18 protein-coding genes and 1 tRNA gene are annotated in these 17,688 nt (G+C 53.0%); 12 read left to right on the top strand and 7 right to left on the bottom strand.

Annotated features, from left to right (window positions below; translation table 11 throughout):
- Window positions 1-52 precede the first annotated feature (52 nt).
- A complete protein-coding gene (locus ACLBVC_RS22360; RefSeq protein WP_410151457.1) occupies window positions 53-505 on the bottom strand; it encodes a winged helix-turn-helix domain-containing protein in 453 nt (150 codons plus the stop codon).
- A gap of 646 nt (window positions 506-1,151) precedes the next feature.
- Between ACLBVC_RS22360 and ACLBVC_RS22355 the strand changes: the two genes are divergently transcribed.
- Window positions 1,152-1,976 (top strand): winged helix-turn-helix domain-containing protein, encoded by an 825-nt coding sequence (locus ACLBVC_RS22355; RefSeq protein WP_410151456.1) that lies wholly within the window; start codon window positions 1,152-1,154, stop codon window positions 1,974-1,976.
- A complete protein-coding gene (locus tag ACLBVC_RS22350) occupies window positions 1,966-2,433 on the top strand; it encodes a hypothetical protein (RefSeq protein WP_410151455.1) in 468 nt (155 codons plus the stop codon). Before ACLBVC_RS22355 ends, ACLBVC_RS22350 begins: the two co-directional genes overlap by 11 nt.
- Before the next feature lie 53 nt (window positions 2,434-2,486).
- On the opposite strand, the gene rnhA is transcribed toward ACLBVC_RS22350, so the two are convergent.
- Entirely contained in the window at window positions 2,487-2,954 is a 468-nt protein-coding gene (gene rnhA, locus ACLBVC_RS22345) for a ribonuclease HI (RefSeq protein ID WP_410151454.1), read from the bottom strand.
- A 271-nt stretch (window positions 2,955-3,225) separates the two neighbouring features.
- Here rnhA and aguB point away from each other — a divergent pair, with 271 nt between their 5' ends.
- The 4 genes from aguB to ACLBVC_RS22325 all read left to right on the top strand — a co-directional run bounded on the left by aguB (window position 3,226) and on the right by ACLBVC_RS22325 (window position 6,306).
- Window positions 3,226-4,110 (top strand): N-carbamoylputrescine amidase, encoded by an 885-nt coding sequence (aguB, locus tag ACLBVC_RS22340; RefSeq protein WP_152324680.1) that lies wholly within the window; start codon window positions 3,226-3,228, stop codon window positions 4,108-4,110.
- A 3-nt stretch (window positions 4,111-4,113) separates the two neighbouring features.
- Window positions 4,114-5,199 carry an agmatine deiminase gene (aguA, locus tag ACLBVC_RS22335; RefSeq protein WP_410151453.1) on the top strand — a complete coding sequence of 362 codons (1,086 nt, stop codon included), beginning with the start codon at window positions 4,114-4,116 and terminating at the stop codon, window positions 5,197-5,199.
- 153 nt (window positions 5,200-5,352) lie between these two features.
- Window positions 5,353-6,090: a DNA polymerase III subunit epsilon gene (dnaQ, locus tag ACLBVC_RS22330; RefSeq protein ID WP_195815389.1), complete on the top strand. Its 738-nt coding sequence runs from the start codon at window positions 5,353-5,355 to the stop codon at window positions 6,088-6,090.
- Between the two features lie 139 nt (window positions 6,091-6,229).
- Window positions 6,230-6,306 (top strand) — tRNA-Asp (locus ACLBVC_RS22325).
- An 83-nt stretch (window positions 6,307-6,389) separates the two neighbouring features.
- On the opposite strand, the gene ACLBVC_RS22320 is transcribed toward ACLBVC_RS22325, so the two are convergent.
- Window positions 6,390-7,892, bottom strand: a complete 1,503-nt coding sequence (locus ACLBVC_RS22320) for an NCS1 family nucleobase:cation symporter-1 (protein ID WP_410151452.1) — start codon at window positions 7,890-7,892, stop codon at window positions 6,390-6,392.
- 177 nt (window positions 7,893-8,069) lie between these two features.
- Here ACLBVC_RS22320 and ACLBVC_RS22315 point away from each other — a divergent pair, with 177 nt between their 5' ends.
- Genes ACLBVC_RS22315 through puuE form a run of 3 tightly spaced genes read left to right on the top strand, consistent with a single transcriptional unit; the run spans window position 8,070 to window position 10,505 of the window.
- On the top strand, window positions 8,070-8,804 hold the full coding sequence (locus ACLBVC_RS22315; RefSeq protein WP_410151451.1) for a GntR family transcriptional regulator: 735 nt from the start codon (window positions 8,070-8,072) through the stop codon (window positions 8,802-8,804).
- Window positions 8,804-9,562 carry an allantoin racemase gene (hpxA, locus tag ACLBVC_RS22310; protein WP_410151450.1) on the top strand — a complete coding sequence of 253 codons (759 nt, stop codon included), beginning with the start codon at window positions 8,804-8,806 and terminating at the stop codon, window positions 9,560-9,562. The genes ACLBVC_RS22315 and hpxA overlap by 1 nt, the downstream gene beginning before the upstream one ends.
- Window positions 9,555-10,505, top strand: coding sequence for an allantoinase PuuE (gene puuE / locus ACLBVC_RS22305; protein ID WP_410151449.1), 951 nt, complete (start codon window positions 9,555-9,557; stop codon window positions 10,503-10,505). The genes hpxA and puuE overlap by 8 nt, the downstream gene beginning before the upstream one ends.
- 663 nt (window positions 10,506-11,168) lie before the next feature.
- Here the strand turns inward: puuE and hpxZ are convergent.
- From hpxZ to ACLBVC_RS22285, 4 genes are read right to left on the bottom strand one after another with little or no spacing between them, the layout of a single operon-like run.
- Entirely contained in the window at window positions 11,169-11,552 is a 384-nt protein-coding gene (gene hpxZ, locus ACLBVC_RS22300; RefSeq protein WP_410151448.1) for an oxalurate catabolism protein HpxZ, read from the bottom strand.
- 45 nt (window positions 11,553-11,597) lie between these two features.
- Window positions 11,598-13,001, bottom strand: coding sequence for an AtzE family amidohydrolase (locus ACLBVC_RS22295; RefSeq protein ID WP_410151447.1), 1,404 nt, complete (start codon window positions 12,999-13,001; stop codon window positions 11,598-11,600).
- Window positions 12,998-13,192, bottom strand: a complete 195-nt coding sequence (gene hpxX, locus ACLBVC_RS22290) for an oxalurate catabolism protein HpxX (protein WP_410151446.1) — start codon at window positions 13,190-13,192, stop codon at window positions 12,998-13,000. The genes ACLBVC_RS22295 and hpxX overlap by 4 nt, the downstream gene beginning before the upstream one ends.
- Window positions 13,193-13,207: 15 nt before the next feature.
- Window positions 13,208-14,794: a gamma-glutamyltransferase family protein gene (locus ACLBVC_RS22285; protein ID WP_410151445.1), complete on the bottom strand. Its 1,587-nt coding sequence runs from the start codon at window positions 14,792-14,794 to the stop codon at window positions 13,208-13,210.
- A 314-nt stretch (window positions 14,795-15,108) separates the two neighbouring features.
- On the opposite strand from ACLBVC_RS22285, the gene ACLBVC_RS22280 reads away from it, so the two are divergent.
- The 3 genes from ACLBVC_RS22280 (at window position 15,109) to ACLBVC_RS22270 (ending at window position 17,687) form a co-directional block, all read left to right on the top strand.
- Complete coding sequence (locus ACLBVC_RS22280; protein ID WP_410151444.1) at window positions 15,109-15,948, top strand: MurR/RpiR family transcriptional regulator; 840 nt, start codon at window positions 15,109-15,111, stop codon at window positions 15,946-15,948.
- 257 nt (window positions 15,949-16,205) lie between these two features.
- Window positions 16,206-16,997, top strand: coding sequence for a transporter substrate-binding domain-containing protein (locus ACLBVC_RS22275; protein ID WP_195824932.1), 792 nt, complete (start codon window positions 16,206-16,208; stop codon window positions 16,995-16,997).
- Window positions 16,998-17,021: 24 nt separating this feature from the next.
- Window positions 17,022-17,687 carry an amino acid ABC transporter permease gene (locus ACLBVC_RS22270; protein ID WP_410151443.1) on the top strand — a complete coding sequence of 222 codons (666 nt, stop codon included), beginning with the start codon at window positions 17,022-17,024 and terminating at the stop codon, window positions 17,685-17,687.
- Window position 17,688: the final 1 nt, after the last annotated feature.

Below are 17,688 nucleotides of genomic sequence, written 5' to 3'. Positions count from 1 at the left end.
TTTATGCCAGTGTGTAGGGATGTGTGGGTTAATTGAACTATGAGCTTTATTTTTAAGTGTTAAAAATAAAGGTCTCATCTTCTGTATCCCAGTATTTATCACCGGCATTTACCAGGATTTCTCGAGTTCTTAAATAAAGAGGTGTGATTTCGCAGTATGTAATAACATAACCACTTCCTCTAATGTTTTGTATGAAGTTTTCAGGTAAACCTAACAAACATAATTTTCTGTTCAGATCCTTCAATATCTTCCACAATCGCTGAGTAGATGGTGCTAAATTTTTTTCTTCCCACAGTGTTTTCAAAATTTCATCCTTAGAAATTTTTTTATGATGAGCATGTAGCAACAGATAATGAAAAAAATGAAGTGTTGTTTCATTGAGTTCGACCATTGCAAAAATAACACCATTGTCCAGTTTTTCAGATGGCAGACGGTATAAACGTTTTTTCTTGAAATCTAGCTGAATTTCCTGACCAATAAGGAATCCACATAGCTGATAATTCATGTTTCTGGTGCTCACAGTAGAATTTTTGAATATGGGGTCGCGCTCAAAATTATAAAAACCACAGTGATTTGTGTGGATTATATTGGTGTGGCGAATACTTTCAATACATCGACAAACGGTACCTGCCGTCTATCAGTGGTGAGTTTTTCAGATTTATATTCTTTATATTTACCTTTGAATGCGATTTTTTCCGTTCTTTTAATGAATTTCCTCTCTTTTTGTCTGAGGTGGCGATGTGTCTTAAGTGCAATATAAAAAGTTTAATTAATAAAAATTTCAGGATATTAATCTGCAAGTCAGGCCAGTCGACTGTTTTTATTGAAATATCCGAAAGTAATAAAAGTAAAAACCTTCAGAAAATTCTTCAAAAATCGTCTATCAGTTCATCAGACTCTTTTTTACGAGGTGCTTTTTTTTGAGGAGTGAGATTAATCCCGGTGGCTGAAAAGGAGTAGTGATCTTGTGTGAAGCATGCTGAATCAGAACTTTCACGAAGTGGAACTGCAATTTTTTGAGTCCGCGTTTTCCTCAGAAGGTGCGCTAATTTGTTGATTGAAAAATAAATAGAATTTAATCATCTATACTTTTAACTTTAGAAGATGGGTTCCTGACCGGGCCCGAGACGGCTCTGCGGGGAGTGGAAGAAATGAAGAAAGAATTCATACTCAATGATGCCGTGCGTTTTGAACCGGAAAAAAACAGCCTTACCTCAATCCATGCGAAGCCGGTACAAAAAATTATCTTGCATACACCGGCCAGTGAATGCTTGCGCCAGCTCCTTTTGCATAATAACCAAGTGGTCAGCCAAAAATTTTTGTTCGAACATGTTTGGGAGAAAAATGGTGCTTTTGTTACTGTTAATACGCTATACCAAAATATTGGCTCTGTGAGGAAAGGCTTAAAATTGGCGGGTATAGCTGAGGATGTCGTCACAACGCTGCCAAAAATAGGATTCAGAATCTCTGTGTCGATTAAAGAGTCAGACTGCGAGACAGCTATAATCCCATCAGAAGTGAGTGAAATTGAAACGGAAGGCATCACTGAAAATGGAATGAAGGCAAGCGTTAAGGGAGGAAATAACGTTCATCAGCCGCGTTTTTTTGTTTTTGCAGGTGTAAATAAAATGTTTTTACTGGGTTTTATAATCGTTGTTTTTGTCTCTGTCGCTATGTTTAATTTATACTATCAAAAATATCCTACAGGTCGTGCATATTATGCCGGATATAGTTCCGCAGGCAAAGTAAGTGGTTGTGAACTTTACTCATCCTATCCTGGAGATAAAAAAAGTATAGAATTGTTTTCGATGCTGCTCAGTCACCGTCCGATTCAATGTCAGCCTGGGAGTATAGCCTATATGACAGTCAACAGAATGTATGAGGTTTCTTCAGTTATCATTTGCGATAAAGCAATCACTGAAAATGATGCGCAATGCAAGTCATTATTGTTCAGCGGTGTGCTGAATGAAAAATAGATATCATACCGTTTTGTGGGCTGTCATCTCTGGGCTTTCTATATTGGCGTTGTCGCTATACTATCTTTACTGTAAAAATAATTACTTTTCTTGTGAAAGCGAGTTGGAAATCATTACGCATCAAGGTCGTTATAATGTCATTATGAATTACTCTTTTTCGAGAGGTTTAGGTAGATATCACGCCATCGGCGTCATACAGGAAAAAGATAAATCTGAGCTCACCGTCAATAAAGCCTTTGATTTTAAATATTCGAGACAGGGTGATAGCTTAGTATTGATGTCCGTTGATAATAGCCCAGAGCCGGAGCAGTTGGATTTACTCATACCTCATTTGCCTGACTTCTTTAGTTATGGTGGACGTGGAATTAGCGTGAGGCTGGTAAAAGTAAACAGATTCAGCTATCTGTTCTTTCATAACAATGAGCCACTTTTTTATTGCACGCGAACTGACAGATGAAGGTTGTCCGGGGCAAAAGGCGACTTCCCCGGCGGGAGGGAAGTCGCAGAAAATCAATTCTCAGCCTGATAACCCACATCTTCCAGCGTCGGATTGCCCGCCGCCTCTTTTGCCAGCACGTCGCAGCGTTCGTTCTCAGGATGACCGGCGTGACCTTTTACCCACATCCAGTTCAGCTGGTGAGTCTGAATTGCGGCATCAAGACGCTTCCATAAATCGACGTTTTTCACCGGCTTTTTATCCGCAGTTTTCCAGCCCCGTTTTTTCCAGTTATGGATCCAGGTGGTAATTCCCTGGCGCACATACTGGCTGTCGGTGCTTAACGTGACTTCGCACGGTGTGGAAAGGGCTTCGAGCGCAACAATGGCCGCCATCATTTCCATGCGGTTATTCGTGGTCAGGTGGAATCCCGCACTGAACTCTTTTTCGTGCTGCTTATAGCGTAAAATTGCACCGAAACCGCCGGGGCCGGGATTGCCGAGGCAGGAGCCGTCGGTGAAAATTTCTACCTGTTTGGTCATCTCTGGCAGGCTCTTTCATCAAATATAAAAACCAAGTCTGACATAAACCGTCCTGCCGGGCACAGTAATATCTTGGGGTGCAACTGTCTGAAAGAGGGGCGAACAGAGGCTTTTGCCGTAGGATATCTGGGCATTCATCACTCTTTAGGCTGGAGAGCGCTGTCTTTTGCAATATAATAGGAAAAGGCAGAGTGGCAGTTCAAAACTCTGAGTGAGTTCCGTCTTTCATGGTTTTTTCACTGCAAATTTTTCAATGCTTTAAGGATGTCTGATGAGAAATGTAACGGTTTCTGCAACACAAATGAGCTGCAGCTGGGATTTGGAAAAGAATATTGTTAATGCCGAAAAACTGGTTCGCGAGGCACATTCCAAGGGCGCGCAAGTCATTCTGATTCAGGAACTTTTTGCCGCACCGTACTTCTGTATCGATCAGAGCCCGGAACACTACGGCCTGGCGCAGGAGCTGACTAACAGTCCGCTCATCCGTCATTTCTCAGCACTCGCCAAAGAACTGGAAGTGGTGCTGCCGCTGAGCTTCTTCGAGAAGTGCAACAACGCTTATTACAACTCGCTGGTCATGATTGATGCTGACGGCAGCGTGCTGGATGTTTACCGCAAAACGCACATTCCGAATGGCCCTGCCTATCAGGAAAAACAATTCTTCATTCCTGGCGATACCGGTTTCAAAGTCTGGAATACCCGCTACGCGAAAATCGGCGTAGGGATTTGTTGGGATCAGTGGTTCCCGGAAACCGCACGTTGCCTGGCCTTGCAGGGCGCGGAAATCATCTTCTATCCGACGGCGATTGGTTCAGAGCCAGCGTATCCGGAAATCGACAGCCAGCCGCACTGGACCCGCGTTCAGCAAGGCCACGCCGCGGCAAACCTGGTGCCGGTGATTGCGTCGAACCGCATCGGTACGGAAAAGAGTAAATTCATCCCCGATTATGAAATGACCTTCTACGGTTCTTCATTCATTGCGGATCAGACTGGCGAACTGGTTGCTCAGGCCGGTAAAACAGAAGAAACCGTGCTGGTTCATACTTTTGATCTGGATGCGATTGCCGCGCAGCGCGCGTCATGGGGCCTGTTCCGCGACCGTCGTCCGGAAATGTATGGCGCAATTGCGACCTCTGACGGTTCAACGAGGAAATAACTGATGTCCTCTATTCCTGAATCACCGCAGCGTGAAGGTTTTGTGATGCCAGCCGAATGGGCGGCGCAGCAGGCTGTCTGGATGATCTGGCCTTACCGTCAGGACAACTGGCGTTCAAACGGACGCCCTGCGCAACAGGCCTTTTCTGCTGTTGCGGCGGCCATTTCCAGCACAACGCCAGTCATTATGGCTGTCCCTGTTGCGGAAATGGAGAAGGCTCGCGGCCTGATGCCTTCGCAGATTACGCTGGTGGAAATGGAAAGTGATGACGCCTGGATGCGCGATACCGGGCCGACCATTGTGGTCAATGCAAAAGGCGAGCGTCTGGCGATCGACTGGACGTTTAATGCGTGGGGCGGTCTTAATGGCGGCCTGTATTCCCGCTGGGATCGCGACCAGCTCGTAGCCCGTCAGGTGGCGAACTATCATCACATTCCTTACCTTTCCACAAGCCTGGTGCTTGAGGGCGGTTCAATCCATGTTGATGGCGAAGGTACGCTGCTGACCACGGCGGAATGCCTGCTTAATCCCAACCGTAATCCGGATCTTTCGAAGTCAGAAATTGAAGCGAAATTGCAGGAATATCTGGGTGTTAAGAAAATCATCTGGCTCGAAGAAGGCGTGTTCAACGACGAAACCGACGGCCATATTGATAACATGTGCTGCTTTGTTCGTCCGGGTGAAGTTGCCCTGCACTGGACTGACGATCAGAACGACCCGCAGTACGCACGTTCTGCTGCCGCTCTGAAAGTGCTGGAATCGACGAAAGATGCGCAGGGGCGCAGCCTGAAAGTCTGGAAAATGCCGTCGCCGCCGACGCTGTTTGCCAGCGCGGAAGAGACTATTGACGTGTTGCCGGGAACGGCGATTGAACGCCACGAAGGTAACCGCCTGGCGGCGTCTTACGTCAACTATCTCATCAGCAACCAGCACATCATCTTTCCGCTGCTGGACCCGCAAACGGATAAACAGGCCGAAGCGGTATTCGCTGAAATGTATCCCGATTTCAAAGTGACCGGCGTTCCTGCACGCGAAATCCTGCTGGGCGGTGGCAACATTCACTGTATCACTCAGCAAATCCCCGCGTAAGATAAAATGCCCGTGGCGCTGTGCTGCGGGCTTATCAACTTCTCCGGCGAAATGACGTAAGCCTCCATCTGATGGTACTCTGTGACGCATTCACGATGTCTCTATCGTCCGGGTTTCGTTTCAAAAATGATCGGCAGGGTTGGGTAAAAAACCATGGATTTACAAAACACATCTAACAGGATCGTCGTTCTCGATACCGAAACCACCGGTATGAATAAGCTCGGCGTTCACTATGAAGGGCACCGGATTATTGAGATCGGGGCGGTTGAGGTGATTAACCGTCGCCTGACCGGGCGCAACTTCCACGTTTATCTCAAACCCGATCGTCTGGTCGATCCTGAAGCTTTTGGCGTTCACGGGATCAGCGACGAGTTCCTGGCTGACAAACCGGTGTTTGCCGACATCGCCGACGATTTTATCGAATACATTCGTGGTGCAGAATTAGTCATTCATAACGCAACGTTCGACATCGGCTTTATGGATTACGAGTTCGACATGCTCGGCCGTAATCTGCCGAAAACCGAAACCTTTTGCAAAATCACCGACAGCCTGGCGATGGCGCGTAAGTTGTTTCCCGGCAAGCGTAACAACCTCGATGCGCTGAGCGATCGCTACCTGATCGACAACAGCAAACGAACGCTGCACGGCGCATTGCTTGACTCCGAAATTCTTTCAGAAGTTTATCTGATGATGACCGGCGGGCAGACCAGTATCAAATTCACTCACGAAGGTGAGCAAAATACCGGGGCTGACGGGTTGGGGATCCAGCGTGTGGCGCGTCCGGCGTCCGGGCTGAAAGTTATTACGGCTTCAGAGCAGGAGCTTGCGTGGCATGAAGAACGTTTAGATTTAGTGGTGAAAAAGGGCGGCAGCTGTTTATGGCGTTCCTGACGCGTATTTTCTGCAATTTGTATTGAAAATATCCGGTGTGTGGAAAAACTGTGCAGTCGGTAGAAAATATCAGGAAAAGCATTGACGTAATGCCGGGCATTCCTTAATATCCGCCTCGTTCTTAACCAGAACAAAACGCGGAGCGGTAGTTCAGTTGGTTAGAATACCTGCCTGTCACGCAGGGGGTCGCGGGTTCGAGCCCCGTCCGTTCCGCCACTATTCAGAAGCCCTGAGTGAGAAATCACTCAGGGCTTCGTCGTTTCTGCCTTCCTGGCTCTTTTCCTCCCTGTTACAACGATTTATTCCACTTCTGTTTTCATATAGCCCATCGCGTTACCTGTCGCGCGGTCATGACGGGCGATATAGCGATAAAAACCGCCCGCCAGAAATGCCCCGATGAACCAGCTGAAATTCGCCACCTGATGCAGGCTTGGCGTAAAGCTGATAACCAGGCCAATCAGCACCGCAGGCACCAGCGCGCCAATGGCTTTCGGGTTAAACCCGTTGCGGTACCAGTAACGGCCGGAAGGCGAGGCGTTAAACAGCGCATCGACATCCATATGACCGCGTTTGATGAGGTAATAATCCGCCAGCAAAATGCCGAACAGTGGCCCGATAAATGCCCCGAGAACGTCGAGCGTGTAGTGGATCAGCTCCGGTGACTGGAACAGGTTCCACGGTGTCAGTAAAACAGAGCCGACGGCGGCAATCATCCCGCCGGTGCGGAAACTAATTTTCTGTGGTGAACAGTTGGAGAAGTCGAACGCCGGTGACACGAAGTTCGCCACAATATTGATACCAATCGTCGCGATGATCATGGTCAGTAAACCGAGCGCGACCGCGACGCTGTTACCCACGCGGCTGACTGTTTCAATCGGGTCAGTAATCATCTGGCCAAACAGGGATTGTGTACCGGATACAATCACCACGGTCACAATTGAGAACAGCAGGAAGTTAAACGGCAGACCCCAGCGGTTTCCCCGACGGATTTCACCCATGCTTTTGCCGTAACGTGAAAAGTCACCGAAGTTCAGCAGCGGGCCGGAGAAGTAAGAGACGACCAGCGCCGTCGCGGTCAGCATTTCCCAGCCTTGCTGGCCGACGGTCAGCGTTTTTGTCGACAGCGTGAAAGAGATATTGCTCAGCCCGGTTTTATACAAAATCCATCCTGCCAGCATCAGCATCACGACATACACTGCCGGACCCGCCACGTCGATAAAACGCTTAATTGCGCTCATGCCGTGCCAGAACACCATCGCCTGCAACACCCACATAATGCCGAAGCAAATCCATCCCAGCGCAGATAAACCCAGCCAGTGCGGCACGGTCAGTGGCGTCAGGGACGGGAAGAATTTCAGCAATACCAACATTAATGCGCTGGCCGCCAGATACGTCTGAATGCCATACCACGCAAACGCGATCAGCCCGCGGATCACCGCCGGAATGTTAGCGCCAAACACGCCAAATGCCTGACGGCAAATCACCGCATAAGGCACGCCCGCCTGCTGGCTAGGTTTCGCCACCAGGTTCGCGCAAATCTGCACAATACAAATCCCGCACAGCAAACACAGCAAAACCTGCCAGCTGGTCAGGCCGAGCGTGAAGAAACTCGCCGCCACCACATAGCCGCCCATACTGTGCACATCCGACATCCAGAAAGAAAAAATGTTGTACCAGCTCCAGTTTTGGTCACGAGTGGGCGCTAAATCATCGTTACACAGCCGCGGGCTGTAATAAGGTTTGATGATCCCGGCGCTCTGTTCTGAGGACGCCGTGGCGGAGGTGATTTCCTGATTTGGCATAAATCGTGCTCCTGTCATTAACAATATGTAAAAGTCGGAAGCCGGTGACCGGCTGCCCAAAGGTGAAAAGCAGTCACAGGAGCACTGCACGAATCAGGCCATATTTCATTTTTTGTATACAAAAAATAATTTTCATGTATACGATTAATCTATCGAACGGTATACGGAGTAACGGCAATGACCAGTTGGAGCGGGCTGAATACGGCCTATTTTACCGAGGATAAGGACGACCACATTTACAACGCGCTGGTGAAATCGATTGTTGAACACCAGCTTTTGCCGGGCAGTAAATTGCCGGAAGAGGCGCTGGCTGAAGTGTTTTCTGTCAGCCGCACAGGCATCCGGCGTGTGTTGCAGCGCCTTGCCGCAGTGCAACTGGTCACGCTATTGCCCAAGCGTGGTGCGCATGTCACCACGCCGGACGCAGAAGAATCCCGCGACGTTTTCGCCACCCGAAAAATTCTTGAATGCGCCAACCTGCCGCTGGTGATCGCGCATTGCCAGTCCACGCATCTGGTGGCGATGAAAAAACTCGTACAGGAAGAAAAGCGCGCCCACGACGAGCGTAATGGCCCGGCCGCAATACGGCTTTCTGCTGCTTTCCACGTTCAGCTTCAGGCGATTTCCGGCAACAAAGTGCTGACAGAATCGGTTTCTCAGCTCACGCTGCGTTCTTCACTGGCGATTGCAGCCTGGGGCGCACCGTGGCAGCAGGGCTGCCGGTGTCATGATCACGATGATTTACTGGAACTGATGAAAAAGCGGGACGTTGCCGGGCTGACGCAAAGCATGTCGCATCACTTCGACAGCATCGTCTCCAGCCTGCGTTTTGAGCAAAATAAAGGGCAGGTGCCTGATTTCGCGAATATCTTTTCATCTCATCTTCTGGTCGCCGGAAAGGAGCCAGAGTGATGGCAAAACCGCTTTGTATACAACTGATCAACCCGAACACCAGTCTGGCGATGACGGAAGTCATGGCGCAAACCGCGCGCTCTGTTGCCGCTATGGACACGCAAATTGTGGCGGTTTGTCCGCAGGAAGGCGCGCCATCTATAGAAGGGCATTTTGACGAGGCGATTGCCACGCTCGGTGTTTTGCAGCAGGTGAAAGCCGGGCGCGAAGCTGGTGTGGACGGCCACATCATTGCCTGTTTTGGCGATCCGGGCTTGCTGGCTGCGCGTGAGCTGGCGCATGCGCCGGTCATCGGCATTGCCGAAGCGGCCATGCATCTGGCCACGATGCTGGCGACGCGTTTTTCCATCGTCACCACTTTGCCAAGAACCCTCACTATTGCCCGCCATTTACTGCATCAGTACGGTTTCGAGCGTCATTGCGCGGCGCTGCATGCGATCGATCTTCCGGTGCTTTCGCTTGAAGACGGCAGCGGGCTGGCGCAGCAGAAAGTACGTGAGCAATGCATTGCCGCGAAAAAATCGGATGGCAGCGGGGCGATTGTACTGGGCTGCGGCGGTATGGCCGATCTGGCGCAGGAACTGACGCGGGAGCTGGATATTCCGGTGATCGACGGCGTCAGCGCGGCGGTCAAAATGGTCGAGTCACTGGCCGCCCTTCGCCTGACCACCAGTAAACACGGTGATCTGGATTATCCGCTGGAAAAACCCTTGTCTGGCCGCTTTGCCGGACTAAATCTGAGAGATAACCATGTCTGAATTCGATAACGGTTTTACTGAAAATTACCCGCGCGACCTGATTGGCTATGCCGGTCGCCCGCCACACGCAAACTGGCCGGGCAACGCCCGGATAGCGGTGCAGTTCGTCCTCAACTATGAGGAGGGCGCGGAAAATAACGTTCTGCACGGCGACGCCGGTTCGGAGCAATTTCTTTCGGATATTATCGGCGCAGCCAGTTTCCCCGACCGTCATATGTCGATGGATTCACTGTATGAATACGGCTCACGCGCCGGTTTCTGGCGCATCCACAATGAATTCCAGAAGCGCGACCTGCCGCTCACCGTTTTCGGTGTCGCGATGGCACTGGCGCGCAACCCTGAAATCGTCAGCGCCATCAAAGCGGCGGATTACGACGTTGTCAGCCACGGCTGGCGCTGGATCCATTATCAGAACATGAGCAAAGCTGAAGAAGCGGAGCACATGGCAAAAGCCATCACCGTACTGCGTGACCTGTTTGGCAAAGCGCCGCTCGGCTGGTACACCGGACGCGACAGCCCGAATACCCGCCAGCTGGTTGCTGAATCCGGTGGTTTCCAGTACGACAGCGATTATTACGGCGACGACTTACCGTTCTGGACGCCGGTAAGGCTTGAAAATGGTGAAATTAAACAGCACCTGGTGATCCCCTATACGCTGGAAACCAACGACATGCGGTTCGCCTCACCGCAGGGCTTCAACACCGGCGAGCAGTTTTACACTTACCTGAAAGACACGTTCGACGTGCTGTACGAAGAAGGGGAAACCTCCCCGAAAATGATGTCAATTGGGATGCACTGCCGGATCCTTGGCCGTCCGGGACGGTTCCGGGCATTACAGCGGTTTCTCGATTACGTTGAATCACATGATCGTGTTTGGGTGTGTAAGCGGCAGGAAATTGCGGATCACTGGGGCGCAACGCACCCGGCGAAGAAGGGGCTTTAAGGTCAAGACCTTGGGTTGCCACCCAAACCGGCCTTAAGGGGCGCCTATCGCCGCACCCCTTAAGAATCCCGGGCTCTTTAAAACACGTGCCATGCAAACGGGCTATGTTTCAGCAGCCACCGCTATTGCCGCAAAATCCCGCCGCTGTGCGGTGCCCTCCGGTCGGGTTACAACCCGAGCCAAAACGCCGCGCGTTTTTCCACCTCTTCCTCCGGCGTGATTTTTGAAAGCGGCCAGAAGTTTTTAGGTCACAACTTCACCGGCTCAGAATGAGAAAAAAGCCTGTTAAAATTTCGAAATGACTCGAGCAGCTATGACGAATGGCGATAACAGCAACATACAAATAAAACCCCAACCCCCAACCCCCAACCCCCAAACCCCAAACCCCAGCGATGCTTTTAAGATCCCGCCAAGGCGCGATAAAAAAATTTTGCTGAGAGAGTGTTTCGAGACCTATGGCTCGAAGACCGAACGAAGGGACCGCGGAGCGGCAAGATTTTGCGCCTCCACGGAGGTCACAGAACACGTCCATCGGTCTGGCGACAGCGCGTGTTTGAAAAAGCGGGGAGAGATCCAAGAGAGGGAAAGCACTTCCCTCTCTTGGTCGGTTTCGGCGCGAAAAGCCAGGTGATCACCGTTATTGAAAAACCGAAATTTTCTCGATCAAACCATCAAACTCACATGCGCTGCCACAATCTTCCATCCACTCAACATTTTGACCCACGTCTGCTGCTGTCGCCCAATGTTGTCCGTACCTTCGCGGCGAAACTCGGTACTGGCGATCGCCATGTCATCGCCAAACGTGGTGATCGTCGTGTTGATCAAATCGCGATCCAGCCCCTGAGAAGGGCGCGCAGCGCGGAATTCGCGGATGGCGTCGATGCCATAAAGATTTTCACCCGCGCCGAAGCGCACCGTGCGCGGGTCATGCCAGAACAGTTCATCAAGCACTGCCGTATCGTTGGTAATCAGCGCCTGTTCGTAGCGATAAAATGCCGCATTCATTTCGGCGAGGATCGCCGGGCGGTCGATATGTTCAGTTTTCATTTTTTACTCTCTTAACGTCACCCTGGAAAACGATGGCCGGAATAATCAGACCGGCATCACCGGCGAACTGCTGACATTCACAATGCCTTGCTGCTCCAGCGCCCAGGCAGCACGAAGGCAGAGGTCTTCCCGCCACGGCGGCGCAATCAGTTGCAACCCGATCGGCAGGCCGCTTGCGGTGGTCACCGGAACTGTCACCACCGGCAGGCCGAGGAATGAAATTGGCTGGGTCAGCATGCCCATATTGGCGCGCGTCGGCAGGTTCTGACCATTGATATGAATGGTCTCCTGGCCGATTAACGTGGCCGGGCACGGCGTGGCTGGCGCAATCAAGATGTCCCAATGTTCGAACAAGGGCAAGATTTGTTGCTGAAATTGCTGACGAAAACGCTGTGCCTGCACATACCACGCCGCCGGGATCATGGCGCCTGCCAGCAGGCGTTCGCGCGAAAGCGGCTCGAACTGTTCCGGGATACTGCGCAGTTTCGGCAGATACTGATTTCCCCCTTCGGAAGCGCTGATGATGAACGCGGCAGAGCGCGCCAGTTCAGCCTGAGGCATCTCAATTTCTTCCTGAGCCTCAAGTGCCCGGGCAATCTGCAAAACCGACGCTTTGGCGTTGTCGTCGCACCAGGTAGAAAAATATCCGCCCAGGATCGCAGTCCGGAGGCCTTCCTGCCCGCGGGTCAGCCGGGAAAATGTTTCGGTAGCCGGTTTGTCCGCCTGAAAATGATCCTGCGGATCGGTACCCTGAATCGCGTCATACACCTGTGAGAGGTCTTCGCTGCACCGCGCCAGCGGGCCGAGGTGATCCAGGCTGGCGACAAACTGCTGGCTGCCGCGGCGGGAGATCCGCCCGAACGTCGGTTTCAGGCCGAGAATGCCGCTTAGCGAAGCCGGAACGCGGATCGAACCGTTGGTGTCGCTGCCCAATGTGAAATGCACCAGACCGGCGGCCACGGCCGCAGCCGACCCGCCGGACGAACCACCGGCAACGCGCGACAGGTCGCGCGGGTTTCGTGTTACGCCGTAATGGCTGTTTTCCGTGGTGAAACCGTAGGCGTAGGCATCCATATTCAGCATGCCGGAGAGGGTTGCGCCCTGTGCGGCGAGGCGGGAAACGGCCCACGCATCCTGACGCGCGGCGGCATTGCTGCTGTTCAGACTGGCACCGGCCAGCGTGATTTCACCGGCGACGTCCAGCAGGTTTTTCACCGCATAAGGGATCCCGGCGAGCGGAGGCAACTTCATCCCGCTGGCACGGGTTTTATCGACTTTCGCCGCTTCGCTTAACATGCGTTCTCGGGTGATGTGCGTGTAAGCGTTGATGACCGGGTTGGCCTGTTCAACCGCATCCAGTGTGGTACTGGCGATTTCCGTGGCAGAGACTTCGCCCTGCGTAATGGCCTGATGCAGCTGGTTAATCGTGAAGCTATCAAACGATTTCATGCTCTGTACACCCCGGCGATTTCCAGACGCGGGTCGAGCGATAAATCCATCAGCGGTTGTGCCATCTGCGCGATGCGGCCAAACTGCAACAGCAGTTCCTGACGGCGCGCATCGTCGAGTTCCAGTGCCAGAACGGATTCCATCTGGCTGATATAAACGGCCCAGTCGGTGGCCGCAGGTTTTTTTTTCATGATCAGTTCCTCAGTTTAAAAACCGGCCGCGCTGCCGTTGCTGCGCGGGTCGGAAGCGCCTTCAAACATGCCGTTGGTGTGGCGCACAATCGCACCCGCATGGCCGACGGCTTCGCTGAAATCCGGTAACAACTCGACGTCGTGACCGCGCTGGCGCAGCCCGGCCAGCGTCTGATACTCGAAGCGGCCTTCCAGTTTCAGGGAATCGGAGCTTTCGCCCCAGGTTCTGCCCAGCAGCCAGCGCGGGCCGCTGATCGCCTGCTGAAGCGATTGCCCCTGCACGACGTGGCGGATAAACACTGCCGCCTGCGTTTGCGGCTGGCCGTCGCCGCCCATTGAGCCGTAAACCATCGTGCGGCCATCGTATAAACGCGCCGCCGCCGGGTTCAGCGTGTGGAAAGGTTGTTTGCCCGGTGCGAGTGCGAGCAGATGATCGGCATCAAGGCTGAAAGACGCACCGCGGTTTTGCCACAGCACGCCGCTGCCCGGCAGGACCACGCCACTGCCAAATTCGTGATAAATGCTCTGAATGAACGACACCGCCAGCCCGCTGCTGTCCATCACGCCCATCCAGACAGTGTCGCCCGGGCCTTTGCCTTTTCCCCAGTCGGCGGCGCTGTGAGGTTTGATGCGGGTTGCGAGGGCGTCGAGATACTGCGGATCCAGCAGGCTCTGGGCGTCCTGCGTCATCATGCGCGGGTCGGTGATGAAACGGTCGCGCAGGCCGAAGGCCAGTTTGGTGGCTTCAACTACTCTGTGAATGGTGGCGCTCTCATCCATGGTTTCCAGCGGCAGCCGGTCGGTCAGGCCGAGGATGGCCAGTGAAACCAGCCCCTGCGTTGGCGGCGTCAGGTTGTAAATTTCGCCCTTGCTGTGTTTAAGCCGTAACGGCACACGGCGCTGCGGCTGATAAGCGGCAAGATCAGCGCGCGTCAGCGGCATACCGAGTTTTTCCATGTCCGCCGCCATATTATCGGCCAGCTTGCCACGGTAGAAACTGTTCAGCCCGTCTTCGCACAGTATTGATAACGTGTTCGCCAGCTGCGGCTGGGTGAAACGATTTCCTGCGCGCGGGACATCGCCGTTCGGTAAAAAGACGTCGGTAAACGAACGGATATCTTTCAGTTCATGCTGCTTGGCGCGGGTCGCGGCTTCCTGAGACGCCGTCACGGGAATGCCGTCGGCGGCGTAACGGATGGCGTCACGCAGCAGGCGGGACAGCGGTTTTTGCTCGCCGCCGGATTCAGCCGAGATTTTCAGCGCTTCGTGCCAGCCGCCCACGGTGCCGGCGACGGTCAGCGCGGCTTTCGGGCCACGGTGCGGAATGTGACTTTCTCCGGCGTAGAAATCCAGAGACGCCAGCGAACCGGCAGCTCCGCTGGCGTCGATGGCCACCGGATTACCCTGCGGCGGCACAATCAGCCAGAAGCCGTCTCCGCCAAGTCCGTTCATATGCGGGTAAACCACGGCAATGGTTGCCGCGGCGGCCACCATTGCTTCGATGGCATTACCGCCTTCGCGCAATACCGCAAGTGCACTCTGGCTGGCCAGATGATGAGGGGTAACCGCCATACCGAGCGGGGCGCTGTTACTGTTAATCATGCGATGTCCTTTTTGACGACTCTGTTTTTATGCTGCCCGGCCTGCAGGGATAAGGGCGCGATGTCATTAGGTTAAGCAAGACGTGTTCCACATCGGCAGGTTCCCGCCGCATCCGCGGATAAATTCGCTTGCATTGGCAAGCATAGTGCATGGTATGTTCCGCTGAAACCTTCGTTACAATGTCTGTCATATTTCAAATTTCAGATGCGTTGGCTGCTCTCAGTCGCCCGAATCACTGACTTCAGTAAGCTCATCGGGACTCTTTCGCTTGCCGCCTTCCTGCAATTCGAACTATTTAGGACATGAGGAGAAACATGAAACAGATTGATGAGCGTCTGCGTGAACATTACGCCGAACTGACGCCGCAGGAGCAGCGGGTGGCGGATTTTATTTTCGCCAGCATCGATGACCTGATGAGCTACAACAGCGCCGAGCTGGCGCGGCTTAGCGGCGTCTCGAAAGCCACGGTGAGCCGCCTGTTTAAGCGTCTGGGGTATCCGAGTTACCGCGATATGCGCGATGAAATGCGCACGCTGCGCCAGAGCGGAATGCCGCTGACCGACAGCCGCGATGCGGTGCAAGGTAACACCTTGTTATCACGGCACTATAAACAGGAAATGGCGAATCTGACGCAGTGGATTAACCAGATTGACGGCGTGGCGTTTGGCGAGCTGATTGCCGCACTTAGTCAGGCTCGGCAGGTTCGTTTGCTGGGTTTTCGCAACAGTTACCCGGTGGCGCTGCACCTTCGTCAGCAGCTGATCCAGGTGCGTTCGGGCGTGATGATGATGCCGCAACCGGGGCAGACACTGGCGGAAGAGTTGGTGGATCTGACCGCGCACGATGTGGTGATTTTTGTGGCGTTTCGCCGCAGGCCGCGCATGGCGAAGGCGATTCTCACACAATTACAGACACTTGGCGTGCCGGTGTTACTGATTTGCGAACCCCAGGCGCAGACACTGATCCCGCTGGCGGCGTGGCATCTGGCGGCGCCGCTCGACAGCGTGTCGGCGTTCGACAGCTATTCTTCCGCCATGAGTCTGGCGAATTTACTCAGCAATGCGTTGCTGCACGAAATACTGGCGTCGGGCCGTCAGAGAATTCATCAAATCAGCGATCTGTACAACGAACTCGACGAACTGGAACAGCGCTGATTCCCGTTTTACGAACAAAGCAGGCGCTTTTTTGGTGCGTGCGCACAATCAGGGTGCAAAGTATTTTCCTCCGTTTCGTTATTTTGCCCTCCTTCAGGGCAAAAAAATCCTCCCGCTTTCTCTGTCCGTTACGTTAATTCCTTGTCATGCCGTGACTTTGTGCACAATTTCTCAGGACAATCGCTTTTGGCACATTCGTTGCAAAGTTCACTTTATAAGAATCTATCGTTCCAAAAACTTTTCACCGGAGATAATCTATGAACATGAACAAAAGGCTGTTGGCGTGGGCAGGTGCTGCAATGCTGGTGCTTCAGGCATCTGGCGCAATGGCCGATCAGTTGCAGGATATTCAGAAACGCGGCGTGCTGCGCGTGGCGGTTCCACAGGATTTCCCGCCATTTGGTTCGGTGAGCAAAGATTTGCAGCCGGAAGGTTATGACATCGATATGGCGCATTATCTGGCCGATAAGATGAAACTTAAGTTGCAACTGGTGCCGGTGACCAGCGCCAACCGCGTGCCTTACCTGCAAACGGACAAAGTGGATCTGGTGATTTCCAGCCTCGGTAAAAACGCTGAGCGTGAAAAGGTGATTGATTTCAGTAACGCCTACGCGCCGTTCTTCCTCGGCGTATTTGGCGCGAAGGGCGACAAACTGGCGGATCTGAAAGAACTGTCTGGTAAAACTATTGGTGTAACCCGTGGCGCGGTGGAAGATCTTGCACTGACCGACGTGGCGCCGAAAGACGCCAAAATTCAGCGTTATGAAGACAACAACACCACGCTGTCGGCGTACCTGTCCGGCCAGGTGGAATACATCGCCACCGGGAATCTGGTGGTCGCTGCGATTGCCCGGATGAACCCGGAAAAAGCGCCGGTCTCCAAAGTGATGCTGAAAGATTCGCCGTGCTACGTCGGCCTGCGTAAGGACGAACCGGCGCTGAAAGACAAAGTGAATGAACTGATTGCCGAAGGTATCAAAGATAAGACGCTGAATTCGCTGTCTGAAAAATGGATGAAGGCGCCGCTGCCTGCATCTGTTGGCGCGTAATCAGCTGACTGACGGAGAACTTTCATGACCTATCAGCTTAACTTTAGCGCGCTGTGGCCTTATATGCCGGAACTGCTGGCCGGTTTATGGACCACTATTGAGCTGACGGTGATGGCAACGATTGGCGGCGTCGCGATCGGTATTTGCGGCGCGGCCATTCGCTGTGGCAATCACAAAACCTTGCGGACGATCTGGGGCGTGTATGTCGAAGCCATCCGCAATACGCCGTTTGTCGTGCAGCTGTTTTTCATCGTGTTTGGCCTGCCGGCCATCGGCCTGAAAATGACTGCCGGAGAAGCCGCGCTGCTGGCGATGCTGATTAACCTCGGCGCGTACAGCACCGAAATTATCCGCGCGGGCATTCAGGTGACGCCGAAAGGCCAGTGGGAAGCGGGGCGTGTGCTGGGGCTGAGCCGCAGCCAGACCTTTTTACGCATTGTCCTGCCGCCGTCGCTGAAACGCATTTATCCGTCGCTGGTCAGCCAGTGCATTATCGTGATGCTCGGATCTTCCGTGGTTTCGCAGGTGTCCTATGAAGAACTGACGTTTGCGGCGAACCTGATTCAGTCGCGCACGTTCCTCAGTTTTGAAGTGTATCTGGTCACCACGTTGTTCTATTTGTTGCTGTCAGTGGCGATGCGTCAGTTATTGCTACTGGCCGGACGCCGCTTCTTTGGGAGTGCAAACTGAT

Source organism: Rahnella selenatireducens (assembly GCF_046449555.1).
Classification (GTDB): Bacteria; Pseudomonadota; Gammaproteobacteria; order Enterobacterales; family Enterobacteriaceae; genus Rahnella; species Rahnella selenatireducens.
The sequence above is the reverse complement of the archived record's forward strand: the minus strand, read 5'-3'. Positions and strand labels throughout refer to the sequence as shown.